Raw genomic sequence first — 25,152 nt, 5'->3', positions numbered from 1 at the left:
TACCTGCGCCTGGTGGCCCCCCTGGCGCTGGCCCTGTTGTTGTCGTTGGTTTTGACGGTGGTGACCGCCTGGTTGCTGGGGCCAGGCGCGGCGGCCCTGGTGGCGTTGCTGCTGGGGCTGTCACTGCTGTCTGCGACCTGGGCGTTGCACCGGCGCACCGGTACCCTTGCCGCGCAACGGGTGACTCGCCTGGAGAGCCTCCGGCGCCTGGCTCTCGAACACCTGGAGGCCAACGCCGAATTGACTGCGGCCGGAGCCCGAAGCCGCCACCGGGCCAGACTCCTGGGCGAGGCAGACGGTCTCTCCGCCGAGCAGAGACTGCTGGACCAGCGCACGGCCTGGCATGGCGCAGTGGCGAGCCTGTGCGGCCACTTGCCCGTGGTTGTGGTGCTCTGGTTCGGGGTGTCGGCCCTGCAGGCGGAAGCCATTGCCGGCCCGATGATCGTGCTGCTGGCACTGGCGCTGCTGGGGCTCAACGAGGCCATCCAGGGTCTGCCGGAGGCCTTCGGCCGCCTGGGGGGCACCCTGGCGGCGGCCCAGCGCCTGAATACCGACACCGCGGGGCCGGAGCTACCCGAAATGAATCCGGTGCCGGACAACAAGCACGAGGGCGCCTGGGGCCTGGCTTTCGAATCGGTCACGATTGCGCATGAAGGGCTGCCTCCCTTGCTCAGGGACTGGTCCCTGAGGCTGCAGCCAGGGTCTCGAACGGGCCTGGTTGGGGCTTCAGGCTGCGGCAAATCGTCCCTCGCCGACCTGGCCGCCGGACTGGAGGAGCCCGCTGCCGGTCTGTGCGTGGTCAGCCAGGGCATGACAAGGGGGGAAAGCGCCGGGCAGCGACTGGCCCGGGTCAGCTACCTGACCCAGAACACCCAGCTGCTGGAGGACACCCTTCGGGAGAACCTGCGCCTGGGCCGGCCCGATGCCGACGATCACACACTCTGGCAGGTGCTGGACGCGGTGGCGCTGACCGGTCTGGTTGAGCGGTTGCGCTATGGTCTGGACACCTGGTTGGGGCCCCACGGCTACAACATCTCCGGTGGTGAGGCCCGCCGCGTGGCGCTGGCCAGGGCACTACTGCGGCCGGCACCGATACTGGTGCTGGACGAACCCTTCACCGGCCTGGACCGCGCCACCCGGGACGCGGTCTGCCTCGGGATCGAGCCCTACCTGGCCGGCCGGACGCTGCTGGCGCTGGGCCACGACCCCAGCGCCCTGCCCCCGGTGGACAGAATCATCCGGCTCTAGCGTTGTTCAAGCAGCTCGAAAGTGAGGCCCGCATGTTCCCGCAGGCGGCCCAGCAAGTGGTTGCCAAAGATGGACGCCGGCGTCCAGAAACCGCCGGGGCGCTCCTCCCGGGAGACATCAAACGCCAGGCAGGCGGCGGCCTGGCCCAGCATCTTGCCGGTGGAACCGTAGCCCGGGTCCTGGTCGCCGGTGACCTTGGTGCGGATCAACTGGCCATCGTCGGTTTTGCCCACGAACCGCAGATCGTAGAAGCCCTCTTCCTGAGCCTGGCGGCTCGGGCCCTCACCGGGCTTGGGCACCACAAAGCGCTCCAGTACCCAGCGGCTGGGCTTGACGGCGGAGGCCAGCAGGAAACCACCCATGGCGGCGGTTACGCCGTAGGCTGCCAGCCGGCCCTTGACGCCCTTGCCGGTCATCATGGCTTCGTCGTACAGGAATTCCTGACCGTAGGGCGCACCCGCCACCGCATTGGAGCGGTGCACGATGCGGGTATTGATCGCCGCCATAACGAAGGGGGCCAGCCAGGCGTCGAAATCGGCGTCGTATTCGGCGGATTTGACGTTGGGCTGGCGCCGGGTTGAGCGGTGGTCCGGCGGGCACAGTGAGAATGGGTTGGCCAGCTCCTTGCGCAGGGCCGGATCGGACGCCGCTTCCCTGGCCACGTTCATCAGGCTGGCCACGGTGCCGCCGGAGAACTCGCCCTTGGCGGTCCGCACCCGCATCTTGACCTGGCCGCAGGTCTTGCCCAGGGTTTCACGGGCCTGTTCCTGCAGGAAGAAGACACCCATGTCGGACGGAATCGAGTCGAAACCGCAGCAGTGCACGATCCGGGCACCGGATTGCTTGGCCTTCTCCTCATAGGTGTGGATCATGCGGCGGATCCACTGGACCTCGCCGGTCAGGTCACAGTAATCGGTGCCGGATTCGACACAGACCTTCACCAGCGGCTCACCATAGAGCGCGTAGGGCCCCACCGTGGACACCACCACCCGGGTCTGGTCACACATGGCCTTCAGCGACGCCTCATCCTCGGCATTGGCGATCACCATGTCCAGGTTCTTGGCGGCCTGGCCAAGGTCGGTTTTGAGGTTGACCAGTTTGGTCTCGGAGCGACCGGCAACGGCCCACTTCACCTGCTTGCCGACACCGAATGTCTCCAGCAGGTAACGGCTGAGAATCTGGCCCACGAAACTGGTGGCGCCAAATACGATGAGGTCGTAACGTGATTCAGTCATTCGTTTTCCTTTTGAATGTCTTGGAGCTTGCTTGATACGCGATTACCGGGCCCCGGCGCCTCGCCGCGCGCCCATCAGAGCCAGAAACACCGCCAGACCCAGTCCCCAGAATGCGTTCAGGATAAGGCCGCCCACCCACATCTGGGCGTTGACGTCCATACCCTTGAGGGGGAAGACCACCAGCATGGCGACGACCGTCGGCCCGACGGCCCCCAGGATAACCGCCAGGGCCCAGAAGGCGGCTTTGGCGAACCGGCCGATGATGGCCCAGAGTACAATGCCCCAGAGACCACCAAAGAACGCCAGGGAGATCACCTGGGGCACGCCGAGAGGCGGAACCGGTGCCATGTTGAACGGCGCCGAGGGCACCATCCCGGCGTAATGGAAGACCGCAAACAGGCCCTGATGGAAGATCAGGGTGGCGAGAAATCCGCTCACAAATGCTTTGAGCCATACCATGATACTGATCCTGTTGTATTGAAACGTGATGATAGGTGATGGTGGATTGTGCGCCGAAACTGCAGTTTGCCGCAAATTACCGGCGCTGTGACGCAAGATTTTCAATTTTGCGGAGTATTTACGGGCAATTGGGCCAATCGAATCACCCGACAGGTGCTTCACACTGCACCTGGCCCTTTTGGCTCCGCTGCTGAACCGAACCCGAGGAAACGACCGTGGACTTTCTCTACCCGCTGATCCTGCTCCTTCTTGTTGCCGCATTCGGCTGGCTGTTCTATCAGTTCCGCCGCCAGAGCCAACGTCTGGAGGAAGCCCGGGCAAACCTGGCCGAACTGTCCGTTGGTGAGTCACCGGAGCGAGAGCCGGAGATGATGCTGACCCTGCGGGTGGTGGACCCACTGGCGCTGGCGAAGCGGGAGTCCCGCTCAGCCCGCATGCTGGCGGACACCCTGCCTGTCATGGTACGCAGAATGGTCTACCAGCAGGTGATGAAGGAAATCGAGGAAGAGCTCAGGGAGCGGGACATTGACGTGGACATGCGCCTGGAATACCGCTGATGACGGAGAGGACCCGATGACCTTCGTGACTGCCCTGCTGTTATTCACCGCTGCCGCCCTGGCGGCTGTGTGCTGGCATCTGGCCCACAACCAGGAACATCAAATGCGCCGCCTCGGGGCGGACCTGGCCGTGATGAACAACCGAATACGCAAGCGCCAGGCCGAGCTGGCGGAATTCCGCAACAAGAAGCGATTGCTGGAATCCACCGTCAACACCGGCGCAACGGCGGTGGAAATGCTGCATCGGGCGATCTCAGGCACCACGTTCGAACTCATTGACCGCTTTTCCGGCAGTGAGCGGGTGCGCCAGTCTGCCCGTCAGGCCCGGACCAGTCACGACCAGACCAGCCGGACCGTCTATCGCTCCCTGCGAACGACCAACCGCGCCCTGCACGCCCTCACCGATATGCTGGCGGAGCACCGATCCGGCCGAAGCAAAAACCGGGATTGACGCCGGCAGGGACATCGCCGAGCCGGCGTCACCGGAACAGGATCAGTCCTGGCGGCTGGTCACTTCCAGCAGGTGGTAACCGAACTGGGTCTTGACCGGGCCCTGGACTTCCTTCAACGGCGCGGAAAACACCACCTTGTCGAACTCGGGGACCATCTGGCCACGGCCAAACTCACCCAGGTCACCGCCCTGACGGCCGGAGGGGCACTTGGAATATTCCTTGGCCAGGGCGGCAAAGTCTTCGCCCTTCTCGATACGGGCTTTCAGTTCATTGCAGGTTGCTTCGTCGGGGACCAGCAGGTGGCGTGCGGATGCGCGTGCCATAGGTTTCTACTCCATGGGAAATGAAAGGGGATGATACCCCGCCAGGGCGGGATTACAAAGCCAAAAAAAAGGCGCCAGCAGGCGCCTTTTTCTTTGAATCCAGTCGTTTAGACGACCTTCTTCAATTCTTCTTCAAGTTGCGGTACGGCTTCGAACAGATCCGCCACCAGGCCATAATCGGCAACCTGGAAAATCGGCGCTTCTTCGTCCTTGTTGATGGCGACGATCACCTTGGAATCGCCCATACCCGCCAGGTGCTGGATGGCACCGGAAATGCCCACGGCGATGTACAGCTGCGGCGCGACGATCTTACCGGTCTGGCCAACCTGCATGTCGTTCGGCACGAAGCCGGCATCAACCGCGGCGCGGGACGCGCCCACGGCGGCACCCAGTACGTCGGCGACCCGCTCCAGCATCTTGAAGTTCTCGCCGTTCTGCATGCCGCGACCACCGGACACCACGATGTCCGCGCCGGCCAGGTCGGGACGGTCGGACTTGGCGATCTCTTCGCTGACGAAGGAAGACAGACCGGCGTCCTTGACCACGTCCAGGTTCTCCACGGATGCGGAACCGCCTTCTGCGGCGACCGGGTCAAACGCGGTCGGACGAACAGTGATCACCTTGATGCTGTCGTTGCTCTTCACAGTCGCGATGGCGTTACCGGCATAGATCGGACGCACGAAGGTGTCTTCGGATTCGACACCCATGATGTCGGAAACCTGCGCCACGTCCAGCAGTGCCGCTACGCGGGGCATGAAGTCCTTGCCGGTGGTGCCGGCGGAGGTCAGGATGTGGCTGTAGCCCTTGCCCACTTCCGCCACCAGCTCGGCCAGGTTTTCCGCCAGGAAGTGACCGTAAACGGCGTTATCGGCGAGCAGGACCTTGTTGACGCCTTCGGCCTTGGCGGCAGCTTCCGCCACGGCGCCACAGCCTTCGCCGGCGACCAGGACATCCACATCACCGCCGATGGCCTTGGCCGCGGCCAGCACGTTCAGAGTTGCCTGACGCAGGCTGCTGTTGTCGTGTTCAGCAATTACCAGGATGCTCATTTAGATCACCTTCGCTTCGTTCTTCAGTTTATCGACCAGTTCAGCGACGTCTGCCACCTTGATACCGCCCTTGCGAGCAGCAGGTGCCTGCACTTTCAGCGTGGACAGGCGCGCCGCGATGTCGACACCCAGGTCCGCCGGGCTGACGGACTCAAGCGGCTTCTTCTTGGCTTTCATGATGTTGGGCAGTGACGCGTAACGCGGCTCGTTGAGGCGCAGGTCTGTGGTCACAACCGCCGGCAGGCCCAGGGATACGGTGACCAGACCGCCGTCCACTTCGCGGGTGACATTGACCTTCTCGCCCTCGACCACAACCTCGGAGGCGAAGGTGCCCTGGCCCATACCGGCCAGCGCGGCCAGCATCTGGCCGGTCTGGTTGTTGTCGGAATCGATGGACTGCTTGCCCAGGATGACCAGTTTCGGCTGCTCTTTATCAACCACGGCCTTCAGCAGCTTGGCCGCTTCCAGGGACTGGACTTCCTCGTCGGTCTCGATGTGGATACCGCGGTCGGCACCCAGGGCCAGTGCGGTACGGATCTGCTCCTGGCAGGCCTTGGCACCGATGGACACCACGACGATCTCGCTCGCGACACCCTTTTCCTTCAGGCGTACGGCTTCTTCAACCGCAATCTCACAGAAAGGGTTCATTGCCATCTTGACGTTGGCCAGATCAACACCGGTGTTGTCCGGCTTGACGCGTACCTTGACGTTGTAGTCGATTACTCGTTTTACAGCGACCAGAACCTTCATAGATTCCTCGTTCTTCTACGATGGGTTTAATGACTCGCAGCGAGAGCCGATCGGGCTCTGCCCTGCCTGTCGCATCGATTCGTCCGGTGACCAATCGACCGTTATATCAGCCTGTCCTGCCCCGCCATGACGCGGCGCGGCTCCCCAGGGCGCCACAATACTGAAGGCAAAGCCGGGAAGGGTCAATAGTCCCGGATGACCCGCCAGAGCCGCCAGTACGGCCAACCTGCCCTTGCCAGGGAAACAGACAGCGTGAGACGATACTAGATAACGACTCACAGTAACAGGCGATAATCTTTGGTTGGAGGCCTGCCTGGTTCAAGACCTGCCTGTGTCTCGCCCGAAACCCTCTCCAGAGCAAAAGATGGTTCCGGCCTGACCACTTTACAATGCCAAAGCGTCCGGCAAATTTCAAACAAACGTTTGTTTGATTCCTGGAATATTATATCCTTGGCGGGTGTGGGCCTCTCCCGGTTGGCCCTGAGAGTCGTGTAAAAGCAGATAGTTCGCTATCATTGCACCCTCTCTATATAAGAAGACAGCCCTCACGGCTGCCGGAGACAAACAGGATTATTCAGCGCGGCCAGGAACCTCTGCCCGATGGCCAGGCCCTGAAGTCTTTGCCTTTGAGCAACGAGCGTCGAAGTCCTTATATCCACTGCGAAGTTTGAGGAGACCAACGTGGAACGCGAATCGATGGAATTTGATGTTCTGATCGTCGGCGGTGGGCCAGCAGGCCTTTCGGCTGCCTGTCGTATCATGCAGTTGGCACAGGAAGCCGGCGAAGAGAAAACCGTATGCGTGGTTGAGAAGGGTTCCGAGATTGGCGCCCACATCATGGCCGGCACCGTGTTCGAGCCCACCTCACTGAACGAGCTTTTTCCGGACGGGAAAGAGAAAGGCGCGCCCCTGAACACACCGGTGACCCGGGACGACATCTTTTTGCTCAAGAACGAGCAGTCCGCCACCAAGGTTCCCGGCGCGTTCGTGCCCAAGAGTATGCACAACCACGGCAACTACATCATCAGCCTGGGCAACCTGTGCCGCTGGCTGGCGGAGCAGGCGGAGGCCCTGGGCGTGGAGGTCTACCCCGGCTTTGCCGCCGCCGAACCCATCATTGAGGACGGTCAGGTCAAAGGGATCATCACCGGCGACATGGGTGTGGCCCGTGACGGCAGCAAGAAAGACAGCTACATGCCCGGTATGGAGCTGCGTGCCAAGTACACCCTGTTCACCGAAGGCTCCCGCGGCCACATCGGCAAGCAGCTGATCCGCGAGTTCAAGCTGGACGAAGGCAAGGATCCCCAGCATTACGGTATCGGCATCAAGGAGCTCTGGGACATCGACCCGGCCAAGCACGAGCCCGGTCTGGTGGTGCACACCACCGGTTGGCCGCTGAAGGAAACCGGCTCCACCGGTGGTTCCTTCCTGTACCACCTGGAGAACGGCCAGGTCTACGTCGGCCTGATTGCCGACCTGTCCTACAGCAACCCGCACATGTCACCGTTCGAGGAGTTCCAGCGTCTCAAGCTGCACCCGGAAATCCGCAAGCATCTGGAAGGCGGCAAGCGTGTGTCCTACGGTGCCCGTGCCATCACCAAGGGCGGCTTCAACTCGCTGCCGAAGATGAGCTTCCCGGGCGGCCTGCTGCTGGGCTGTGACGCCGGCACCCTGAACAGCTCAAAGATCAAGGGCTCCCACACCGCCATGAAGTCCGGCCTGCTGGGTGCGGAAGCGGTGTTCGAGGCGCTGAAGGAAGGCAAGGAAGGTGAGGAGATCACCAGTTTCGAGCAGCGGTTCAAGGACAGCTGGCTCTACAAGGAGCTGTTCGGCGAGCGTAACTTCAGCCCGGCCATGCACAAGTTCGGCAACATCATCGGGGGCGGTATCGCTTTCCTCGAGCAGAACATCCTGCGCCGAAGCCTGCCTATCACCTTCCACGACACGGTGCCTGACTACGCCACCCTGAAAACGGCGGACCAGGCCAAGAAGCCCAGCTATCCCAAGCCGGATAACAAGCTGACTTTCGACCGCCTGTCGTCGGTGTTCATCTCGAACACCAATCACGAGGAAGACCAGCCGGTTCACCTGAAGCTCAAGGACCCGGACATTCCCATCAAGGAAAACCTGCCCAAGTACAACGAACCGGCACAGCGCTACTGCCCGGCCGGCGTTTACGAGGTGGTGGAGAAGGACGACGGCAGCGGCAAGCGGTTCCAGATCAACGCCCAGAACTGCGTCCACTGCAAGACCTGCGACATCAAGGATCCGGCCCAGAACATAACCTGGGTCACACCCGAAGGTGGCGGTGGTCCCAACTACCCCAATATGTAAGCAGGTTCAGAAGCGGCTCCCCGGAGCCGCTTTTTTTGCCTGCCGAACCTCCGGGGTCAGATGAAAGCGTTCATCTGACCACTTTTTACTACTCCCGCCCAAAAAAAACGGCCTCCGAAGAGGCCGTTCCTATGAAAACCGGGTGCGATCAGTGAACGTGACCGTGCTCGGCTTCCTCTTCGCTGGCTTCGCGAGTCTCAACCACTTCCACATCGAAATGCAGGGTCTGGCCTGCCAGCGGGTGGTTGGCATCGATGGTCACAGTATCGTCACCCACTTCCACCACGCGGACCACTTGGGGGCCGCCCGGGGTCTGGGCCTGGAACTGCATGCCGGGCTCAATGGTATCAACGCCTTCGAACGCTGAGCGGGGAACCGGCTGGACAAGCTCTTCGTTGACCTCACCGTAGCCTTCGGAAGGCTCGATGGATACCTTGAGTTGGTCACCAGCGTTTTTTTCGATCAGTGCACTCTCAAGTCCACCAATGATGTTCTGTGCACCTTCCAGATAAGACAGCGGCTCGCGCCCTTCGCCACGGGAGGAGTCGAGCTGCTCTCCCTGGTCGTTGGTGAGCGTGTAATGGATGGTGACAACACGAGGTTGGGCCATGTGATCTCCTTGCGTGTCGCAATGACAATAGATGTTAGTTAAGGCAATCGAAAGTGATCATGAACAGCCAAAACTGAACAGAGGGACTCACGACCACCGGGCCTCGTAAGAGAGCCAGGCTCTGGTATTGCTTGCAAATGCTAGTCTAACAAGCATAAGACCGCGTTTACCACCGTAGAAATAGGGCTTGAGCCCGGGAATTCAAGCCCCCTCGCCCAATTCGAAGAAAACCCCGGCACTCCAGACCCCGACCCGGTTGCTGTCACCGCCCGGCTGCTCGGTGACGTAGCCGGCAAGCTCGTAGAAGGCGGCCGTCACCAGGCGCGCCTCCAGGCCATGCTCCAGCAGCACCATCGGCCGCGGCTCGTCACTGTCCGGGTAGCTGCCCACACGCAGGGGATGTTGGTCATCTACACGGACCCGTTCGCCGGTGTTGGTGGTCAGATGGATGACCTGATCCTCGCCCTGCCCCGAAACCTCCAGGCCGTGGGCCAGTAGCGGCGTGTCCTCCACCAGGATTCGCCACTTCTCCACCGGTGTCACCAGATAGTACTCGCCATCGGACTCTCGCCGCAGGATGGTGGAAAACAGCCTCACCAGGGCCTCCCGCGCCATGGGCCCGCCCTGGAAATACCAGGTGCCGTCCCGGGCTATGCGAATGTCGATATCGCCGGACAGTTCCGGGTTCCATTTCTCGATGGGCGGCCGGCTCTGGCGGGTATCCACGCCGGCCAGCTGCGACTCAAGTTTGTCCGGGTTCTGGCTCATGACAACCTCCTTGGGTCGGCAATCGGGAATAGGCGTCTATTCGCTGTCGGGCAGAAACTGGGCGCGCAGATCGGCGCAGCCCGGCCCCACAATCGGCATGTCCAGCAGTACCGCCTGACTGGTCATGAACGGAATGCCCCGGCGGTGACCGTCCACCAGCAGTGTGGACAGCGCGCCGACGAACGGCATGTGGGAGACCAGCATCAGGCAACCCACCGGGCTGTCCATCAGTGCGTTAAGGCACTGGCCCGGATCGTCCTCCGGGGTGATGAACAGTTTTTCCTCCACCGGACAGTTGAGGGTTTCCGAGATAATGGCGGCGGTCTGGCGCGCCCGCACAAGGGGGCTGGCCCAGATCAGCTCCGGACGCCAGGGCGAGGCCCCGATCTGCCGGGCCACCGAGCCACTGGCGAAACGGCCGGCCTCGGTCAGCTCCCGTTTCTGGTCCTTGCTGTGCCAGCCGGCCTCACCGTGCCGCATTACCAGAAGATGCATGCGTCTTGGCTCCCTACTGGGTCAGTGTCCGCGGCAGGATGAACTCCACGTCCGAGTTCTGCACCGCCATCATCAGGCCGTTGATTACCGCCTTGATGGAGGCGTTGCAGTAGAGGATCTCGTGCAGCCCCTTCACCAGCGGCATGTAGATACCGATGTCATCGGCTTTTTCCTTCACCAGCAACAGGGTGTAGATGCCCTCGGCCACCTGGCCCACTTCCTCGGCGGCCCGTTCCAGGCTCTGGCCCTTGCCGACGGCGTAGCCGATCCGGAAGTTACGACTCTTGGGGGAGGTACAGGTCACCACCAGGTCGCCCACCCCGGCCAGGCCCATGAAGGTCATGGGGTTGGCTCCCAGGCTGACAGCGAAACGGCTCATTTCCGCCAGGCTGCGGGTGATCAGCATGGCCTTGGCGTTCTCCCCCAGCTCCAGGGCGGAGGCCAGACCGGCGACAATGGCATAGATGTTCTTGAGGGCGCCGGAAAGCTCCACCCCGTACATGTCCACATTGGCGTAGACCCGGAAGTATTCGCAACCGAGCAGCTCTTGTACCTTGCGGCGCACGTCCGGGTCCTTGGCGGCAATCACGGTGGCGGTGAGGTCGCGGCTGGCGATCTCGGCGGCCAGGTTGGGGCCGCTCAGCACGCCGATGCGGGCTTTCGGCAGCTCCTCCTGGAGGATCTCGCTCATCAGCTTGAAACCGTCCTTTTCAACCCCCTTGGTCAGGCTCACCACGATCTGGTTGCTGCGGAACTCCGCGGCGTGCTCGCAGATCACGGCTCGGAAGGCCTTGCTGGGGATGGCGACGAACACGATTTCGGCGTCCGCCACGGCGGCGGCAAAGTCGGTGGTAGGACGGATGTCGCCCTTGAGTTCAACATCCGGCATGTAGCGGCTGTTGCGGCCGGTCTTGGCCACCTCCTCCACCTGGGCGGCATCCCGCATCCAGAAATGGGTAGTGTGGCCGTTCTCCGCCAGCACTTTTACCATGGCGGTGCCGAAGCTGCCGCCCCCAAGCACCGCAACCTGGTGAGTCTTGGCCGGCTGTCCGTGCCGGTCTGGTCCTGATTGTTCAGACATAGGTTTCCCGTTCAGGCGTCAATGAGGCTTTGTGGGTACAGTATAACTGACGTGCATTCCGGTGCGATGACAGTCCAGGCGTCAGCTGGGCTCTTCGCATTCCAGGGCGCGAACCAGGTTCTTGAACTCTTCCCGGTTTCGGTTGTTGAGGCCCATCAGGACCCTGTGGGCGTCCAGCACTTTGTCCCGGACCTGCTGCTCGCTGGCCCGCAGAACCGGAATTTCCTCCAGCTCTTCGATGCGGGAGGCGGGTTCCTTGACAATGATGAAGATCTTGTCGAAACCCATGGAGGAGATAATCCGGGTCACGTCCGGATTGGTGGAAATGAGAGTGGGCAGGAAATGGCTGCGCTTCTCGGCCGCCATGGCAATCTTGGCCAGCAGGCCCAGGGTGGTGCTGTCGATGATCTCGGTTTCGGTCAGATCGATGACCACGGTCTTGAAGGCGGGATCCTGGGTGATGGACTCTACCAGGTTATCCAGGGTCGAACACAGATTCAGCCGGATTTCCCCGATGAACTTGAGGAGATAAATGCCCTGTTTTTCTGCCTGCAGGATTTTATAGCCAGCCATGATATCTGCCATTAAGTTGCAACGACATCTGTTACTGACACGATAGCAATATCGTCCGGTAACTCCATGATCTCTTCAAGGTCCAGAGCATCGTTCAAAGCGGCGATAGTGTGACGACCTCCAGACACGAGTTCAAGTAGCCGCGCTTCCTTTTCATCCAGACTCTGGGCCTGAATCACCTCGAGAATTCCGTCTGAAAACAGAATCAGACGGAATGGCCCGGAAAGCGGCTTTTCGTAGACCTCCCACTGCGGGGCCTCGAACAGCCCCACCGGCAGGCCGTTACCTTCGAGAAACGCGGTTTCGCCGTTCTCGAACGACAGGATCGGCATCGGGAAATGCGCTCCGACGGCGTACCTCAGGGTGCGCTCCCGCTCCGACAGCACCCCCACAAAGACGGTGACATGCTTGCCAAGGCCGGTGTCCAGCAGCTCCGAGTTGATCCTCTCCAGGAACCGGTCAGGGAACAGGATGTCATCGCTGGATCCTCTCCTGAGATTACGTTGCAGCCGGTTGGTCAGATTCTTCAGCAGCACGGTGACGAAGGCGGAGCTGGCGCCATGGCCGGAGACATCGGCGATGTAGACCAGAGTCTTGTCTTCATTGATGCGGAAATAGTCGAGAAAATCGCCGGACAGGTAAAGAGACGGCTTGATCAGGTGGTCCACCTGGTAGACCCCCAGCTTCTGCTCCCGCTCCGGCAGCATCCTTAGCTGCACCTTGCGGCCGGCACGCTGATCGGCCCGCAGCTCGGCGATGCCGGCCCGCAGGTCCCGGTTGGCCTCCTCCAGCTCCTGCCGGTAGAGCTGATTGAGGCGGCTGACCCGCACCCGGTCGAAGAGTTTGGTGATGACGTTGTCCAGCGCCACTTTGTCGGAACAGGGCTTGAGCACGAAATCGGCGGCGCCGGCGCGGAGGGCGGCCACCACTTCGGTGGCTTCGCTGGCATGGGCGTAGGCCACCAGGGGAATCCAGCTGTCGTGGTTCTCCAGGCGCTCCTTGAATTCGGCGATGGCGCCGGGAGTCATATCCACGAAGATCAGGTCGGGCGGGTTTTCATCAAACAGGCTGCGGGCGTCGCGGAGTTCGGAGTATCCACTGACATAAAAGCCCTTTCCTTCCAGGTGCCGGTCCAGGTCCGCCCGGGAACTTTCGTCTGGGTCTATGATCAATATGCGCTCGGTGCGCGAAGTCATGGGTGTCACCCTGAACCACCAGCCGTCAACCACAGGTGTAAGTGTGTTGCCTTACACGGCTATTCTGGCACGGTGGTGTGATATAACAAGGGATGTTTGAGCTTTCACCTCAGGAAATCCCGGATTCTGGAGACGTTTTACGTGCGAAGTGCAGTCAATGACCTGTTGGGGGCCTACGACAAGCTGATCATGGACCCGGTTCACGGCGGCATTCCGCTGTACCGTCACGAGATCCAGGTCATCGACCATCCGCTGTTCCAGCGGCTTCGGAACATCTGCCAGAACGACATCCTGAGTCTGGTGTTCCCCGGTGCCACCCACTCCCGGTTCCTGCACAGCATCGGCGTCATGCACGTGGGCGGGCGCATGTTCCGGGCCATGATCGACGCCTATCTGCGGGAGCGCCAGCTCAGTGAGCGCAGCGACCTCAGCCTGCACCAGCTGGACGCCATCGATTATCTGGCCAAGATCATCCGCCTGGCCTGTCTGCTGCACGACAGCGGCCATTCCAGTTTCTCCCACCAGTTCACCCAGGCCCGCCGGATTCACGAACTGATGGCGCGGCCGGGCCGGTTCGACGATCTCTGGGCCGGTGTGGACATCAGCGGCATCTACTCGGAGCGCCCGGATGAGCTGGAGCACGAGCATTATTCGGTGCGAGTGGCCTGGGACGTGCTGCAGGCCATCGACCTAGAGTCCGCCGGCCTCCACGCCGAAGACGTTCTGGGCATCATGGAAACCACCGACGTCACGCCCAGTCAGGCCTTCTGCCGCCACGCCCATACCTTCTGGGGGTTTATCGCCGGCGCCGACGCCGACTCAGGCGTCCTCAGCGAGGCCTCCACCCCGCGCCTGGTGATCGACCTGCTGAAATCCATCGTGTCCGGGGAGATTGACGCCGACCGTGCCGACTACATGCTGCGGGACGGCTTTCACTCCTCGGTGACCATCGGCGGCTTCAACCTGGACCACCTGCTGAGCAACCTGCGTTTCGGCTGGGATGTGGAGCAGCCGTGGCTGGGCCTGGCCATTACCCAGAAGGGCCTGGGTGCGCTGGAGGACTTTGTCTACAGCCGGCACCAGATGTACCGCAAGGTCTACGCCCACAAGACCGCTCTGGGCTTCGACTGGCTGTTGCGGGAGGCCATCAACGAGGTACTGGACGAGCCGGAAACCTTCCAGTGGGTCGATACCTGCCTGAGCGACATGGGTTATTTCGCCGAACTGACCGACAACTTTTTCTGGGAGGCCTTCCGGCGGCACGCCCGCAAGCATCCCCGCAGCTATTCCAAGTGCATCGTGGACCGGATCAAGCTGGACCATCTGGACACCCGGGAAAACCTGGAGCCCAGCGAGGTCGCCGGGCATTCCGCCTACCTGGCGGACGCCCTGGCGCTGGATGCCGGGGACGTGGTGACCTGCTCCATGCGGGCCCGATTTTCCAACATCCAGGACAACTTCAGCGGCATCAAGGTGCTGGTGCGTGAGCCCATCCACCGCACCCGCCGGCTGCGGCGCATCACCGAGGTCAGTGCCTTCTTTACCAAGTTCGGCGACGGCACCATTACCCACTTCTACCGCCGCCCGGCCCTGCTGCGGTCGACCTCCTGAGGTCGACGGGGGTTTCAGTCCAGCAGGCCGGAACTCCGCCAGTCACGGACCAGGCTTTCGGCGCTGTCGAAGGCCCCTTCCACACGGCCACCCACCAGCCAGTCGCCGATCAGCGCCACCCGTTGCTCGTCGAACCAGAGGTGGCCGGGGCCGGCTTTGGCGCTGGAGCGGGCGTAGAGCCAGCGGTGGGTCAGGGTCTGCTCCGGTTTGCGCTCAACGCCGGTGGCCTGGGTAAACACCCGCAGCAGTTCTGATTCAATAAAGGCCGGCTCGGCGTCCCGGTGCTCGTCCGACCAGTCCGGGCGTCCGTGCAGCACCCACCACTCACCGCTGTCCTCGCGACCGGGCTTGCTGGAGTTGTTGCCGGCCCACTGCAGGATGTCGGAGCGCGGCTGCAGACCCTGGTAGTCCAGCCCCAGGCCGGGCTCAAAGCGGGCCACCAGCGTCCAGCAGGCCTGCATGCGCCCGATGTCCTCCTCGAAGGTGTGAACCAGGGGCTCCAGATCACTGGCTTCCAGGAGGTCCCGGGCCTGGGCCGGGGGCGTGGTAATGATGACGGCATCGAAGGCGCCGAATCGTTGTCCGTCGGTGTCCACCAGTTGCCAGTGGCCGTCGCTGGCCCGGGCCAGTTGCCCGATCCGGACCTGCTTGTGAAGGGTCAGGCCTTCCGACAGGCGACGGGAGATGGCCGTCATCCGCGGTACCCCTACGTAGCGCTGATCTGGTAAAAAGCCCTCCCATTTCCCAGACTGCTTCTGATATCTGAGGTCGGCCTGCCAGGGCTGGTAGCAATCGGGGCCCGCGTAGCGGTTGAGAAAAGTCCGGAACGCCGGATTGCGTATGGTGAAGTACTGGGCGCCGATGTCGACGGAGCCGTCCGGCAGCCGCTTGGAGGCAAGCCGGCCGCCCGGGCCGCGGCTCTTTTCGAACAGCGTCACCGTGACGCCTTTGGCCTGTAGCCGATGGGCCGCTGTCAGGCCGGACAAACCTGAACCGATTATGGCTGCGCGGCGTACATTGGGGCGTGATGAGGGATCGTTGGACATGGTGTGCGGTGCATCCATTGGTCGATAGCTGGACGTAATGTAACTGACCGGACCGTTTTCCGGTTAACCCCCCGTTAAATCATTAGTATGGCAAAGAAGGGCAAGCTGGGTATGACCCGAGTGCAGAGTTATTTTGCAAACATCCTGAGGTGGTTCGACTCGGAGGCAGGTTCAGATCACCTGGACACCGATTCCCGTTCTTTCAACGTTATTCGCACCCTCCCATTCATCGCCCTCCATCTGGCCTGCCTGCTGGCCTTCGTTACCGGGGTCAGCACCTTTGCCATCGTGTTCGCGATCGGCTTTTTCTTTGTGCGGATGTTCGCCATCACGGCCTTCTACCATCGCTATTTTTCCCACAAGACCTTCAAGACCAACCGCTTCTGGCAGTTCGTGTTTGCCTGTCTGGGCGCCAGCGCCGCCCAGCGCGGACCGCTCTGGTGGGCGGCCCACCACCGCCATCACCACCAGCATTCGGACGACCCGGAGGACCTGCATTCGCCCCAGCAGAACGGCTTCTGGTGGTCACATGTGGGCTGGTTCACCTGTGACGCGGGTTTTGCCATGGACGAGCGGCGGGTGCGGGACTGGCTCAAGTACCCGGAGCTGAAATTCATCAACCGCTACGACGCCCTGGTGCCGGCGGTTGCGGTGGCGCTGATCTATGGCCTTGGTGAAGCCCTGGCGGTAATGGCGCCGGGGCTCGGTACCAACGGCTTCCAGCTGGTAGTCTGGGGCTTTTTCATTTCCACCGTGGCGCTGTTTCATGCCACCGTCTGTATCAATTCCCTGGCCCACGTCTGGGGCAGCCGCCGGTTCGAGACCGACGACGACAGCCGAAACAATTTCTGGCTCGCCCTGATCACCCTGGGTGAGGGCTGGCACAACAACCACCACCGTTGGCCCCAGTCAGCTCGGCAGGGGTTCCGCTGGTACGAGATCGACATTACCTACTACCTGCTCTGGCTGATGGAGAAGGCCGGTATCATTCGTGAGCTTAACCCCCTGCCCCAACATGTCCATGAAGAAGCGCTGCGCCTGGACAGAAATCGGAGGAATCGTCCATGAGCGAAACCCAGACCCAGCAAGTCAAGCCGGTCGCCAATCCCGCCGAGCCGCCGGTCGTCGCCCGTTTCCGGGATCTCTTCAATGGCATGAGCTCCGGCAACCTTGGTGAACTGGCGCGGGTATACAGCGACCGTATCCGGTTCACCGATCCGTTCAAGACCGTCCACGGCCTGGACGAGTTGATGGGCTATTTCGAGGGCGCCTACGCCAATGTCATCGACTGCCGTTTCGAGTTTGGCGACACCCTGGTGGACGGCGACCAGGTCTGCCTGACCTGGGTGATGAAGCTGCGGCACAAGCGGATCCGTCGCGGTGAGCTGATTGAGGTGGACGGCATCAGCCGTCTGGAACTGAAGGAAGATCTCATCACCCTGCATCGGGATTACTTCGATGCGGGCCAGTTACTCTACGAGAATCTGCCAGTTCTCGGCAGCGCCGTGCGCTGGCTAAGGAGATACGCTGCATGAGCAACCTGCTCGCCTCGCCCACCACTCTCTGGTTGACCGGTGCCACGTCCGGTATCGGCAAGGCAGTAGCCGAAGCCCTGCTGGAGGAAGGCCATCACATCATCGCCACCGGACGCCGCAAGGAGGCCATAGAAGAGCTCGCCAGCAAGGGCAAGGGCAAGGTCACCGTCGCGCCGGCGGACACTACCAGCACCTCGGATCTGGAGCGGGTTCGTGGCCAGCTCGAGGAGAATGCGCCGGTCCAGCTGGCCATTCTCAATGCCGGTACCTGCGAGTATCTGGAGATCTCCGATTACCGCGCCTCGGTGGTGGAGAAGAACATCATGACCAACGTGGTGGGCACCGCCCACAGCGTGGAGGCTGTGCTGCCGTCCCTGCGGGCGGCGCGCAAGAAGGGTCTCGAGGCCCGCCTGGTGATCGTCAGCTCCTCCGCCTGGTGGTTTCCCTTCGGCCGGGCCGAGGGCTACGGCGCCTCCAAGGCCGCCCTCACCTATTTCGCCCAGTCCCTGCGGGCCGACCTGGCGCGGGAGGGCATCGATGTGACCGTGGTGTCGCCGGGGTTTGTGAAGACCCCGCTGACCGACAAGAACGATTTCCCCATGCCTTTTCTCATCAGTGCCGAGGACGCAGCCCAGCGCATCATCAAGGGCCTGAAGAAAGGCAAGGCGGAGATCCAGTTCCCGAAACGCTTTACCTGGATGCTGCGGGTGCTTGGCAACCTGCCCCAGGGAATCATTGACCGTATGGCCGCTTCCATGGCCCGTGACCAGAACCAGCAACAGGAAAACAGCAGATGACCCCACCTCGTCAGAAGATTGCCATCGTCGGAGCCGGCGTTTCCGGTCTCACCACGGCATGGCTTCTGGCCCCGCACCACGACGTTGTCCTGTTCGAAGCCGGTGATTACGCCGGCGGTCACACCAACACCCGGCCGGTGGAACTGGCCGGCCGAACCTGGCCGGTCAACACCGGCTTCATCGTGTTCAACGACTGGACCTACCCCAATTTCATCAAGCTGATGGACCGGCTCGGGGTGGCGTCCGAGGTCAGCGACATGAGCTTCAGTGTGGACTGCAACAGCACCGGGCTGGAGTATAACGGCACCAGCCTCAACACCCTGTTCGCCCAGCGCAGGAACCTGCTCAATCCGTCGTTCCTGAAAATGATCCGTGAAATCCTGCGCTTCAACCGGGAAACCCGGGCGGACCTGGAGGCCGGCAACATTGACGACAGCGAGACCCTTGGCGATTACCTCAACCGCAATCACTACTCGCGCTATTTCCGCAACTACTACATCGTGCCCATGGGCGCCGCTATCTGGTCGGCGCCGGAACTGGTGCTGGAGCGTTTCCCGATCCGCTTCTTCCTGCAGTTTTTCAATAACCACGGCATGCTCTCGGTGGACGATCGACCCACCTGGCGGGTCATCAGCGGTGGTTCCGCGCAATATGTCGAAAAAATGATGGAGCGCCTGCGGCCCCACCTGCGCCTGAACAGCCCGGTGACCTCGGTGCGGCGGGATGCCGACGGCGTTTCTCTGGCAGCCAACGGTGAGAGCCACCGCTTCGATCAGGTGGTCTTTGCCTGCCACAGTGACCAGGCCCTGGCGATGCTGGCGGACCCCAGCGACGCCGAAAGGGAGTTGCTGGGCGCCATTCCCTATCAGAACAACGACGTGGTGCTGCACACCGACGCCTCGGTTCTGCCTTCCGAGCGCAGGGCCTGGGCAGCCTGGAACTATTTCATTCCGTCCCACAGCACCGAGCCGGTCTCGGTGACCTACAACATGAACATCCTGCAGAATTTCCACGAGGCCCCGGAAACCTTCTGCGTCACCCTCAACCGCAGCCACGACATCGCGCCGGACAAGATTATCGAGCGCTACGAATACGCCCACCCGGTGTTCAGCCTGGAGGCGGTGGCGGCCCAGCAGCGCTACCAGGAAATCGGCGGCGTCAATCGCACCCATTATTGCGGCGCCTACTGGTTCAACGGCTTTCACGAGGACGGCGTGCGCAGCGCGGTGCGGGTTACCAAAGCCTTCGGGGTGGAGCTCTGACAGTGAGCACGGCCGAGCACCACAGCCTTGCCAGCCAGTGGCTGGAGGGGCACGTCCGTCACCGGCGCCTGCGCCCGGTCAACCACGAGTTCCAGTACCGCACCGGTATGCTGGCCCTCAACCTGGATGACTGGTCGCGTATCGGTCGGATCAGCCGCTGGCTTTCCGTGGGCCGGTTCAACTGGATGTCACTCAAGCGAGAGGATTATTTCAGGCCGGCCACACCGGATCTGAAAACCGCGATCCAGGACCAGGTGGAAGAGGCCACCGGTTGGCGACCCGATGGCGCCATCGAACTGATCACCCACCCGCGCTACCTGGGTTACGTGTTCAATCCGGTGAGTTTCTATTTCTGCTACGAGCCGGGCCAGGACCCCATGGCGGGCGCCGTACCCCGGGTCATCGCCGCCCAGATCACCAACACCCCCTGGCATGAGCGCCATGTCTACTGCCTTGAGCGTGGCGAGGGCCGCAGCACCAGCGCCGGCTGGCACAGCCAGGATTTTCATTTCCGGAAACGCTTCCACGTCTCCCCCTACAACCCGATGGAGCAGGACTACCACTGGCTGTTCAGCTTCCGGGGCCCGGACCTGCGCATCCACATGAATGTCAGTGAGTCCGGCCGCAAGGTGTTCGACGCCACCCTGGTAGTCCAACGCATACCCCTGACACGTAAAACACTGCACAGAAGCCTGCGGCAGTTTCCCCTGGAGTCCTTCAAGGTGGTGGCGGGCATCTACTGGCACGCCTTGAGGCTCAAGCTCAAGGGCGCGGTCTTCCAGACCCATCCGGACAAACTGGACAGCCAGCACCCGAGCTACCGTCTCGGGGCTGATGACCATGGCCGCGCGGTAGACCAGGCGCCGCAGGCATCACAAAACAATTCAACGGCAACAAGTCGCACAACGAAGGTAAGTTCATGGCGAACCTGAATTCCTCCCTGACCGAGACGTCTAACACCGAGCCTGCGTCCCTTACCAGTCGCGTCGCCAGACGCCTGGTCTGCCAGCAGCTCGAACTGCTCCGGGACGGGGTCCTGACCGTGCGTGAGGCCGGCCGGGAAGACCGGGTGTTTGGCGACGGCAACACCGCCCACCCGCCGGCAGAACTGGTGGTTCACGATGCCAGCACCTGGCGGGACCTGCTCACCGGCGGCAGTATCGGCGCAGCCGAATCCTACGTGGCCGGGGACTGGAGCACGCCGGATCTGGTGGCTCTGCTGCGGTTCTTCACCCGCAACGTAGACCGCATGAATGCCTTCGAGGACCGCTTCAGCTGGGTCACCAAGCCGGCCCTGAAGGGCCTGCACTGGCTTAACCGCAATACCCCGAGCGGTTCCCGCAAGAACATCGAAGCTCACTACGACCTGGGCAACGACCTGTTCGAGACCTTCCTCGACCCCACCATGATGTACTCGTCGGCCATTTATCCGACGCCCGATGCCACCCTGGAACAGGCGGCGGTGCACAAGCTGGATACCATCTGCCGCAAGCTCGACCTGCAGCCCGGCGACCGGGTGATGGAAATCGGTACCGGCTGGGGCGGGTTCGCGATCCATGCCGCCAAGCACTTCGGCGCCCACGTGACCACCACCACCATCAGCCGTGAACAGCTGGAGCTGGCCCGGGCCCGGGTGACGGCGGAGGGTCTGGACGACCGCATTACCCTGCTGTTCGATGATTACCGTGACCTGGAAGGCCAGTTCGACAAGCTGGTCTCCATCGAAATGATCGAAGCGGTCGGCCCCCAGTTTCTCGATAGCTACCTGGCCCAGATCAACGCCCTGCTCAAGCCCGACGGGCTGGCGCTGGTGCAGGCCATCAACATGCCGGAGCAGCGCTACCAGCGGGCCCTGAAAAACGTGGATTTCATCCAGCGCTTTATCTTCCCGGGCAGCTTCATTCCGTCTTTCGGGGCCATCCTGGCATCGGTGCGCAAGGAGACCGACCTGGTACTGACCCACGCCGAGGACATTGGTTTCCATTACGCCCGTACCCTCAACGACTGGTGCCGGCGTTTCATGGCCCGGTCCGAGGACCTGGAGCAGATGGGCTATGGCCAGAGCTTCCGCCGGCTCTGGCACTTCTACTTTGCCTACTGCGAAGCCGGCTTCAGCGAGCGGGCCATTGGCGTGTCCCAGATCCTGCTGGCCAAACCCGGCAACAAGCGCGACAACATCCTGAGCGTATGATCAAACACGACGGACTCCGTAAACTGATCAATTTTGTCTTGTTCCAGGCTGGCTGGTTTGCCTGCGTGCTCTATCCCGGCCTGGCCAGCGCCGCCCTGGCCTTCGGCATTGTCGGTCTGCATCTGGCGATGATCAGCCAGAAGCCCGGCCGGGAGTGGCAGTTCATCCTGCTGGGCACGGTGCTGGGAACCCTGCTGGACGGGCTCTGGTTCCAGCTCGGCTTCATGAGCGATGGCAGCGGCGAAGCCCAATGGACCCCGGTGTGGCTGGTGGGGGTGTGGGCCGTATTCATGACCACCCTGGCCCACTCCCTGGCCTGGATGGGCAGCCGGGCCTGGCTGCCCTTTGTGCTGGCGCCCATCGCCGGGCCCTTCGCATACTGGAGTGCGGCCCAGTTGGGCACGGTGACGCTGCCGCAGCTGTTGCCATCACTCCTGGCCCTTGCGTTAGGATGGTTGGTGATATTTCCACTGCTGATGCAGCTCAAGCAGCGTTTCTATCCGGAGATAACCTCATGACGAACCGCCGGCGTCATAATCACCGTCTTCGCGCTAACGGAACCGCAGGGGCAGCACTTGCCCTGGCCATGGGTCTGGCGTCCGGGACCGTGGCCGCCGACGAATGGCAGTTCAGCGGCACCGCCACCTCCCTGGAGGGTGAGGTACTGTACGATTCCCGGCATCAGGTTGTGGGTGAGTGCCGCCAGGGCCTCTGGCATCCGACGGATCATGAGGTGACCTACACCGAGTCCGGCGATGAGTCACCCTTCGCCACCAAATCCCTGACCTACCTGCATTCGGCGTTACGCCCCAGTTTCGAGTTCCGGCAGCCGCGGTTCGACGAAGTCATGGAGGTGGAGAACGTCAACGATGAGCGCCTGCTCATCGACTGGCAGACCAACGAGGGCGGCACCGAAAACTACCGCGTCCCCATCGAGGGCCTGGTGGTGGTGGACGCCGGCTTTGACAATCTGGTGCGAGAGAACTGGCAGACCCTTTTGGCCGGCGAGTCCGTGGACTTCCAGTTCCTGGCGCCCACGCGGGGTGAGAACTACGATTTCGTGCTGGAGCCGGCAGAGGACGACCGCATCACCGCACCCCACGTCTTCCGCATCCGGCCCACCGGTTTTGTGCTGGGCTTTCTGGTGGACCCCATCCTGCTCGGCTATGACGACGAGGGTGCTCTGACCGACTACCTGGGACTCACCAATGTGCGCAAGGACCGGGACAACAACTACACCGCCCACGTGCGCTACCGTCATGAAAACACACCGGATTGCGCGCTGGTGAGGTAACACCGGCCAATCTGGCCGGCGGACAAACTGTGGTAAGCTCTCGGATCTGTCGTCAGACCCGGATGAGATTCCGCCCATGATGTTTGTTTCGTTTAACGTCAACAGCATTCGCACCCGGATGCACCAGCTCAAGGCCGTCATCGACACCTACCAGCCCGATATTATCGGCCTCCAGGAAACAAAGGTGTCCGATGATGACTTTCCCGCCGCGGAGATACGGGAACTGGGCTACCACGTGCACTTCCACGGCCAGAAGACCCATTACGGCGTTGCCCTGCTGTCCCGCCAGGCCCCCGAGTCCGTCAGCAAGGGATTCCCCTGGGACAACGCCGACGCGCAGACCCGGCTGATCACCGGCCGCTTCCAGGTGGACGGTAAACCTCTCACAGTGATCAACGGTTACTTTCCCCAGGGCGAGAGCCGCGACCACCCCATCAAGTTCCCCGCCAAGGAAAAGTTCTACGCCGATCTGGTGCGCTACCTGGACGAACTGGACGCCGGCGACAGCCGCCTCATCGTCATGGGGGATGTCAATATCTCCCCCACCGACCGGGACATCGGTATCGGCGAGGACAACGCCAAACGCTGGTTGCGTACCGGCAAGTGCAGTTTCCTGCCGGAGGAGCGGGAATGGCTGGCCGCGGTTCAGGAGCGCGGCCTCACGGATACCTTCCGCTACCTGCATCCGGAAGAGGACAACACCTTCAGCTGGTTTGACTACCGCAGCCGCGGCTTCGAGCGGGATCCCAAGCGGGGCCTGAGGATTGACCTGATCATGGCCAGCAAGGCCATGCTGGACCGCGTCAAGGCGGCCGGGGTTTCCTACGACGTCCGGGCCATGGAGCGCCCCTCCGACCACTGCCCGGTCTGGGCCGAGTTCGATGTTTAGATGAGCCCGAGCCGCAGGACGCGCCCATGAAAGTAAAGACCCGTGACCGGATTCTGGAGACCAGCCTCGCGCTGTTCAACACGGTGGGAGAGCCCAATGTCACCACCCTGCTGATCTCGGACGAGCTCAACATCAGCCCGGGCAACCTCTACTACCACTTCAAGAGCAAGGGCGACATCGTCTGCGAGCTGTTCGACCGCTTCGAGGAGGAACTGTCGGATCTGATCACGGTTCCCGAGGATGTGGATATTTCCCTGGACCAGCAGGGCATCTTTCTCCACCTGCTGTTCGAGGCCGTCACCCGCTACCGCTTTCTGTACCAGGATCTGGTCAATGTGCTGTCACGCTACGACAACCTCCAGGTCCGGTTCCGCAGGCTGTTGCGGAAAAAGGAAACCGCGTTCCGCACCATCTGCACCAGCCTGGAACGCCAGGGTATGATGAACATCTCGCAGCAGGAACTTGATGCCCTTTGTGAGCAACTTACCCTAACCATATGTTATTGGGTAAGTTATGATAGCCTATCCCATCTGGATGATCGGGAATCGGTGGATCCGGGACGGGGGGTATTCCAGATGATGCATCTGCTGGCGCCCTACCTGGGGGAGGACGAACGCCTGCAGGCCCAGGCCATGAGTCTGGACTATTTCTGAGTCTTGCCGGCGCTGGTGCGCTTTCGGGGCGCCGGGCCGGAACCCTTCGACTTAAGCTCCCGCAGTTCCGCTTCCAGGGATTCGATGCGCCGCTCAAGGGCCTCGATGTCTTCCCGGCGGTGGATGCCCAGGCGCCGCAGAGCGCCGGAAACACGCTCGTCGAAGAGGTTTTCCAGCCGATCCCAGGTACCGGTGGCGCGCTCGCGGACATCCTCGACCCGGTGCTCCACGGAACGTACCTGCTTTTTCACCACGCCGCGGGTCTTGCTTTCCAGCTCCTCGCCCTCGTGGACCAGACGCTCGAAGAAACGACCGGCGTCCTCCTCCGCCTTGGTGTAGGCGCCCAGCCCGGCAAGCCAGATCTGGCGGGCAGAATCCTTGATCTTGCCGGCCAGTTGGACGTCGTTGTCTGGCTTTTTATCCGGCTGGTCTGACATGGCTACCTCTCTGCGACTGACAAGGGTCGCACACCCGTGCGCCCGGACCGCCATTGTATTACAGGGCGCCCTGAATTTCAGCGTTGCGGACTCCGTCACAGCCAAATTGCCCGCTGCCGAGCTCAGGCTATAAGTAGGTTGCCAATATGACAAATCGTGATCGATCCGGCGGGAGAAAAACTTGAAGTGCTCAAAATATGGTCAATACTTCATCATACCGGTGTCCCTGCTGACGCCGGTTGTCTGGAAGTCTTTCATGGATACTACTCGCACGCCTCTGCCCGGCCCTCAGTGCCGGGCTTTTTTT

General features: G+C 62.0%; 28 protein-coding genes. 15 read left to right on the top strand and 13 right to left on the bottom strand.

Translation table 11 applies throughout. The features are described 5' to 3' along the window. Window positions 1-1,248: amino acid ABC transporter ATP-binding/permease protein (locus R3280_RS07095; RefSeq protein ID WP_318997891.1), on the top strand; the 1,248-nt coding region annotated here is incomplete at its 5' end. On the opposite strand, the gene R3280_RS07090 is transcribed toward R3280_RS07095, so the two are convergent. Together R3280_RS07090 and R3280_RS07085 are read right to left on the bottom strand one after the other, a co-directional pair. Next, on the bottom strand, window positions 1,245-2,483 hold the full coding sequence (locus R3280_RS07090) for a saccharopine dehydrogenase family protein (protein ID WP_318997890.1): 1,239 nt from the start codon (window positions 2,481-2,483) through the stop codon (window positions 1,245-1,247). The two genes, R3280_RS07095 and R3280_RS07090, sit on opposite strands and share 4 nt — an antisense overlap. A 42-nt stretch (window positions 2,484-2,525) precedes the next feature. Next, a complete protein-coding gene (locus R3280_RS07085; protein WP_318997889.1) occupies window positions 2,526-2,942 on the bottom strand; it encodes a hypothetical protein in 417 nt (138 codons plus the stop codon). Between the two features lie 215 nt (window positions 2,943-3,157). On the opposite strand from R3280_RS07085, the gene R3280_RS07080 reads away from it, so the two are divergent. Further along, window positions 3,158-3,499 carry a hypothetical protein gene (locus R3280_RS07080; RefSeq protein ID WP_318997888.1) on the top strand — a complete coding sequence of 114 codons (342 nt, stop codon included), beginning with the start codon at window positions 3,158-3,160 and terminating at the stop codon, window positions 3,497-3,499. A 16-nt stretch (window positions 3,500-3,515) separates the two neighbouring features. Continuing rightward, complete coding sequence (locus tag R3280_RS07075; protein ID WP_318997887.1) at window positions 3,516-3,950, top strand: hypothetical protein; 435 nt, start codon at window positions 3,516-3,518, stop codon at window positions 3,948-3,950. Between the two features lie 42 nt (window positions 3,951-3,992). Here R3280_RS07075 and R3280_RS07070 read toward each other — a convergent pair whose 3' ends face one another. From R3280_RS07070 to R3280_RS07060, 3 genes are all read right to left on the bottom strand, one after another. Then, window positions 3,993-4,274: a peptidylprolyl isomerase gene (locus R3280_RS07070; protein ID WP_318997886.1), complete on the bottom strand. Its 282-nt coding sequence runs from the start codon at window positions 4,272-4,274 to the stop codon at window positions 3,993-3,995. 107 nt (window positions 4,275-4,381) lie between these two features. After that, window positions 4,382-5,323 (bottom strand): electron transfer flavoprotein subunit alpha/FixB family protein, encoded by a 942-nt coding sequence (locus R3280_RS07065; protein WP_318997885.1) that lies wholly within the window; start codon window positions 5,321-5,323, stop codon window positions 4,382-4,384. Continuing rightward, window positions 5,324-6,073, bottom strand: a complete 750-nt coding sequence (locus R3280_RS07060) for an electron transfer flavoprotein subunit beta/FixA family protein (protein ID WP_318997884.1) — start codon at window positions 6,071-6,073, stop codon at window positions 5,324-5,326. Between the two features lie 681 nt (window positions 6,074-6,754). Between R3280_RS07060 and R3280_RS07055 the strand changes: the two genes are divergently transcribed. Further along, window positions 6,755-8,407 (top strand): electron transfer flavoprotein-ubiquinone oxidoreductase, encoded by a 1,653-nt coding sequence (locus R3280_RS07055; protein ID WP_318997883.1) that lies wholly within the window; start codon window positions 6,755-6,757, stop codon window positions 8,405-8,407. A gap of 148 nt (window positions 8,408-8,555) precedes the next feature. Here R3280_RS07055 and R3280_RS07050 read toward each other — a convergent pair whose 3' ends face one another. The 6 genes from R3280_RS07050 to R3280_RS07025 form a co-directional block, all read right to left on the bottom strand. After that, window positions 8,556-9,017, bottom strand: coding sequence for a peptidylprolyl isomerase (locus R3280_RS07050; RefSeq protein ID WP_318997882.1), 462 nt, complete (start codon window positions 9,015-9,017; stop codon window positions 8,556-8,558). A 201-nt stretch (window positions 9,018-9,218) separates the two neighbouring features. Beyond that, on the bottom strand, window positions 9,219-9,785 hold the full coding sequence (locus R3280_RS07045; protein ID WP_318997881.1) for a DUF1285 domain-containing protein: 567 nt from the start codon (window positions 9,783-9,785) through the stop codon (window positions 9,219-9,221). Window positions 9,786-9,821: 36 nt separating this feature from the next. Then, window positions 9,822-10,280, bottom strand: coding sequence for a SixA phosphatase family protein (locus R3280_RS07040; protein WP_318997880.1), 459 nt, complete (start codon window positions 10,278-10,280; stop codon window positions 9,822-9,824). Between the two features lie 13 nt (window positions 10,281-10,293). Further along, on the bottom strand, window positions 10,294-11,361 hold the full coding sequence (locus R3280_RS07035; RefSeq protein ID WP_318997879.1) for an NAD(P)H-dependent glycerol-3-phosphate dehydrogenase: 1,068 nt from the start codon (window positions 11,359-11,361) through the stop codon (window positions 10,294-10,296). 81 nt (window positions 11,362-11,442) lie between these two features. Further along, on the bottom strand, window positions 11,443-11,934 hold the full coding sequence (locus R3280_RS07030) for an STAS domain-containing protein (RefSeq protein ID WP_318997878.1): 492 nt from the start codon (window positions 11,932-11,934) through the stop codon (window positions 11,443-11,445). A gap of 11 nt (window positions 11,935-11,945) precedes the next feature. Then, window positions 11,946-13,130 (bottom strand): PP2C family protein-serine/threonine phosphatase, encoded by a 1,185-nt coding sequence (locus tag R3280_RS07025; RefSeq protein WP_318997877.1) that lies wholly within the window; start codon window positions 13,128-13,130, stop codon window positions 11,946-11,948. A gap of 141 nt (window positions 13,131-13,271) precedes the next feature. Between R3280_RS07025 and R3280_RS07020 the strand changes: the two genes are divergently transcribed. Continuing rightward, window positions 13,272-14,741, top strand: coding sequence for a phosphohydrolase (locus tag R3280_RS07020; RefSeq protein WP_318997876.1), 1,470 nt, complete (start codon window positions 13,272-13,274; stop codon window positions 14,739-14,741). 14 nt (window positions 14,742-14,755) lie between these two features. On the opposite strand, the gene R3280_RS07015 is transcribed toward R3280_RS07020, so the two are convergent. After that, the gene (locus R3280_RS07015) at window positions 14,756-15,787 is read right to left on the bottom strand and encodes an NAD(P)/FAD-dependent oxidoreductase (RefSeq protein WP_318997875.1); all 1,032 of its coding nucleotides are present in this window, start codon (window positions 15,785-15,787) and stop codon (window positions 14,756-14,758) included. A 111-nt stretch (window positions 15,788-15,898) separates the two neighbouring features. Here R3280_RS07015 and R3280_RS07010 point away from each other — a divergent pair, with 111 nt between their 5' ends. The 10 genes from R3280_RS07010 (at window position 15,899) to R3280_RS06965 (ending at window position 24,408) form a co-directional block, all read left to right on the top strand. Further along, on the top strand, window positions 15,899-16,855 hold the full coding sequence (locus R3280_RS07010; RefSeq protein WP_318997874.1) for an acyl-CoA desaturase: 957 nt from the start codon (window positions 15,899-15,901) through the stop codon (window positions 16,853-16,855). Next, window positions 16,852-17,322, top strand: coding sequence for a nuclear transport factor 2 family protein (locus R3280_RS07005; protein ID WP_318997873.1), 471 nt, complete (start codon window positions 16,852-16,854; stop codon window positions 17,320-17,322). The genes R3280_RS07010 and R3280_RS07005 overlap by 4 nt, the downstream gene beginning before the upstream one ends. Continuing rightward, window positions 17,319-18,119 (top strand): SDR family NAD(P)-dependent oxidoreductase, encoded by an 801-nt coding sequence (locus tag R3280_RS07000; protein ID WP_318997872.1) that lies wholly within the window; start codon window positions 17,319-17,321, stop codon window positions 18,117-18,119. The genes R3280_RS07005 and R3280_RS07000 overlap by 4 nt, the downstream gene beginning before the upstream one ends. Further along, window positions 18,116-19,381: an NAD(P)/FAD-dependent oxidoreductase gene (locus R3280_RS06995; RefSeq protein WP_318997871.1), complete on the top strand. Its 1,266-nt coding sequence runs from the start codon at window positions 18,116-18,118 to the stop codon at window positions 19,379-19,381. Before R3280_RS07000 ends, R3280_RS06995 begins: the two co-directional genes overlap by 4 nt. Next, a complete protein-coding gene (locus R3280_RS06990) occupies window positions 19,378-20,313 on the top strand; it encodes a DUF1365 domain-containing protein (RefSeq protein ID WP_413468750.1) in 936 nt (311 codons plus the stop codon). Before R3280_RS06995 ends, R3280_RS06990 begins: the two co-directional genes overlap by 4 nt. Continuing rightward, window positions 20,301-21,572: a cyclopropane-fatty-acyl-phospholipid synthase family protein gene (locus R3280_RS06985; protein ID WP_318997869.1), complete on the top strand. Its 1,272-nt coding sequence runs from the start codon at window positions 20,301-20,303 to the stop codon at window positions 21,570-21,572. Before R3280_RS06990 ends, R3280_RS06985 begins: the two co-directional genes overlap by 13 nt. Then, a complete protein-coding gene (locus R3280_RS06980; RefSeq protein WP_318997868.1) occupies window positions 21,569-22,090 on the top strand; it encodes a DUF2878 domain-containing protein in 522 nt (173 codons plus the stop codon). The genes R3280_RS06985 and R3280_RS06980 overlap by 4 nt, the downstream gene beginning before the upstream one ends. After that, a complete protein-coding gene (locus R3280_RS06975) occupies window positions 22,087-22,866 on the top strand; it encodes a hypothetical protein (RefSeq protein WP_318997867.1) in 780 nt (259 codons plus the stop codon). The genes R3280_RS06980 and R3280_RS06975 overlap by 4 nt, the downstream gene beginning before the upstream one ends. 76 nt (window positions 22,867-22,942) lie before the next feature. Beyond that, window positions 22,943-23,755: an exodeoxyribonuclease III gene (gene xthA, locus R3280_RS06970; protein ID WP_318997866.1), complete on the top strand. Its 813-nt coding sequence runs from the start codon at window positions 22,943-22,945 to the stop codon at window positions 23,753-23,755. Window positions 23,756-23,781: 26 nt separating this feature from the next. Further along, window positions 23,782-24,408: a TetR/AcrR family transcriptional regulator gene (locus tag R3280_RS06965; protein WP_318997865.1), complete on the top strand. Its 627-nt coding sequence runs from the start codon at window positions 23,782-23,784 to the stop codon at window positions 24,406-24,408. On the opposite strand, the gene R3280_RS06960 is transcribed toward R3280_RS06965, so the two are convergent. Beyond that, window positions 24,399-24,845: a phasin family protein gene (locus R3280_RS06960; RefSeq protein ID WP_318997864.1), complete on the bottom strand. Its 447-nt coding sequence runs from the start codon at window positions 24,843-24,845 to the stop codon at window positions 24,399-24,401. The genes R3280_RS06965 and R3280_RS06960 overlap by 10 nt on opposite strands. Window positions 24,846-25,152: the final 307 nt, after the last annotated feature.

Origin of the sequence: Marinobacter sp., assembly GCF_033722195.1 — a bacterium.
Lineage (GTDB): Bacteria > Pseudomonadota > Gammaproteobacteria > Pseudomonadales > Oleiphilaceae > Marinobacter.
Note: the sequence above shows the minus strand (reverse complement) of the source record. Positions and strands in the feature narration are given on the sequence as shown.

What these genes read in the sequence shown, in the direction of transcription:
- R3280_RS07085 (WP_318997889.1), bottom strand. Translation starts at nt 2,942, where the DNA reads ATGGTATGGCTCAAAGCATTTGTGAGCGGATTTCTCGCCACCCTGATC.
- R3280_RS07070 (WP_318997886.1), bottom strand. Translation starts at nt 4,274, where the DNA reads ATGGCACGCGCATCCGCACGCCACCTGCTGGTCCCCGACGAAGCAACC.
- R3280_RS07035 (WP_318997879.1), bottom strand. Translation starts at nt 11,361, where the DNA reads ATGTCTGAACAATCAGGACCAGACCGGCACGGACAGCCGGCCAAGACT.
- R3280_RS06985 (WP_318997869.1), top strand. Translation starts at nt 20,301, where the DNA reads ATGGCGAACCTGAATTCCTCCCTGACCGAGACGTCTAACACCGAGCCT.
- R3280_RS06965 (WP_318997865.1), top strand. Translation starts at nt 23,782, where the DNA reads ATGAAAGTAAAGACCCGTGACCGGATTCTGGAGACCAGCCTCGCGCTG.
- R3280_RS07030 (WP_318997878.1), bottom strand. Translation starts at nt 11,934, where the DNA reads ATGGCTGGCTATAAAATCCTGCAGGCAGAAAAACAGGGCATTTATCTC.
- R3280_RS07015 (WP_318997875.1), bottom strand. Translation starts at nt 15,787, where the DNA reads ATGTCCAACGATCCCTCATCACGCCCCAATGTACGCCGCGCAGCCATA.
- R3280_RS06995 (WP_318997871.1), top strand. Translation starts at nt 18,116, where the DNA reads ATGACCCCACCTCGTCAGAAGATTGCCATCGTCGGAGCCGGCGTTTCC.
- R3280_RS07065 (WP_318997885.1), bottom strand. Translation starts at nt 5,323, where the DNA reads ATGAGCATCCTGGTAATTGCTGAACACGACAACAGCAGCCTGCGTCAG.
- R3280_RS07090 (WP_318997890.1), bottom strand. Translation starts at nt 2,483, where the DNA reads ATGACTGAATCACGTTACGACCTCATCGTATTTGGCGCCACCAGTTTC.
- R3280_RS07075 (WP_318997887.1), top strand. Translation starts at nt 3,516, where the DNA reads ATGACCTTCGTGACTGCCCTGCTGTTATTCACCGCTGCCGCCCTGGCG.
- R3280_RS07040 (WP_318997880.1), bottom strand. Translation starts at nt 10,280, where the DNA reads ATGCATCTTCTGGTAATGCGGCACGGTGAGGCCGGCTGGCACAGCAAG.
- R3280_RS07010 (WP_318997874.1), top strand. Translation starts at nt 15,899, where the DNA reads ATGACCCGAGTGCAGAGTTATTTTGCAAACATCCTGAGGTGGTTCGAC.
- R3280_RS06960 (WP_318997864.1), bottom strand. Translation starts at nt 24,845, where the DNA reads ATGTCAGACCAGCCGGATAAAAAGCCAGACAACGACGTCCAACTGGCC.
- R3280_RS06975 (WP_318997867.1), top strand. Translation starts at nt 22,087, where the DNA reads ATGACGAACCGCCGGCGTCATAATCACCGTCTTCGCGCTAACGGAACC.
- R3280_RS07050 (WP_318997882.1), bottom strand. Translation starts at nt 9,017, where the DNA reads ATGGCCCAACCTCGTGTTGTCACCATCCATTACACGCTCACCAACGAC.
- R3280_RS07025 (WP_318997877.1), bottom strand. Translation starts at nt 13,130, where the DNA reads ATGACTTCGCGCACCGAGCGCATATTGATCATAGACCCAGACGAAAGT.
- xthA (WP_318997866.1), top strand. Translation starts at nt 22,943, where the DNA reads ATGATGTTTGTTTCGTTTAACGTCAACAGCATTCGCACCCGGATGCAC.
- R3280_RS07060 (WP_318997884.1), bottom strand. Translation starts at nt 6,073, where the DNA reads ATGAAGGTTCTGGTCGCTGTAAAACGAGTAATCGACTACAACGTCAAG.
- R3280_RS06980 (WP_318997868.1), top strand. Translation starts at nt 21,569, where the DNA reads ATGATCAAACACGACGGACTCCGTAAACTGATCAATTTTGTCTTGTTC.
- R3280_RS07000 (WP_318997872.1), top strand. Translation starts at nt 17,319, where the DNA reads ATGAGCAACCTGCTCGCCTCGCCCACCACTCTCTGGTTGACCGGTGCC.
- R3280_RS07045 (WP_318997881.1), bottom strand. Translation starts at nt 9,785, where the DNA reads ATGAGCCAGAACCCGGACAAACTTGAGTCGCAGCTGGCCGGCGTGGAT.
- R3280_RS07005 (WP_318997873.1), top strand. Translation starts at nt 16,852, where the DNA reads ATGAGCGAAACCCAGACCCAGCAAGTCAAGCCGGTCGCCAATCCCGCC.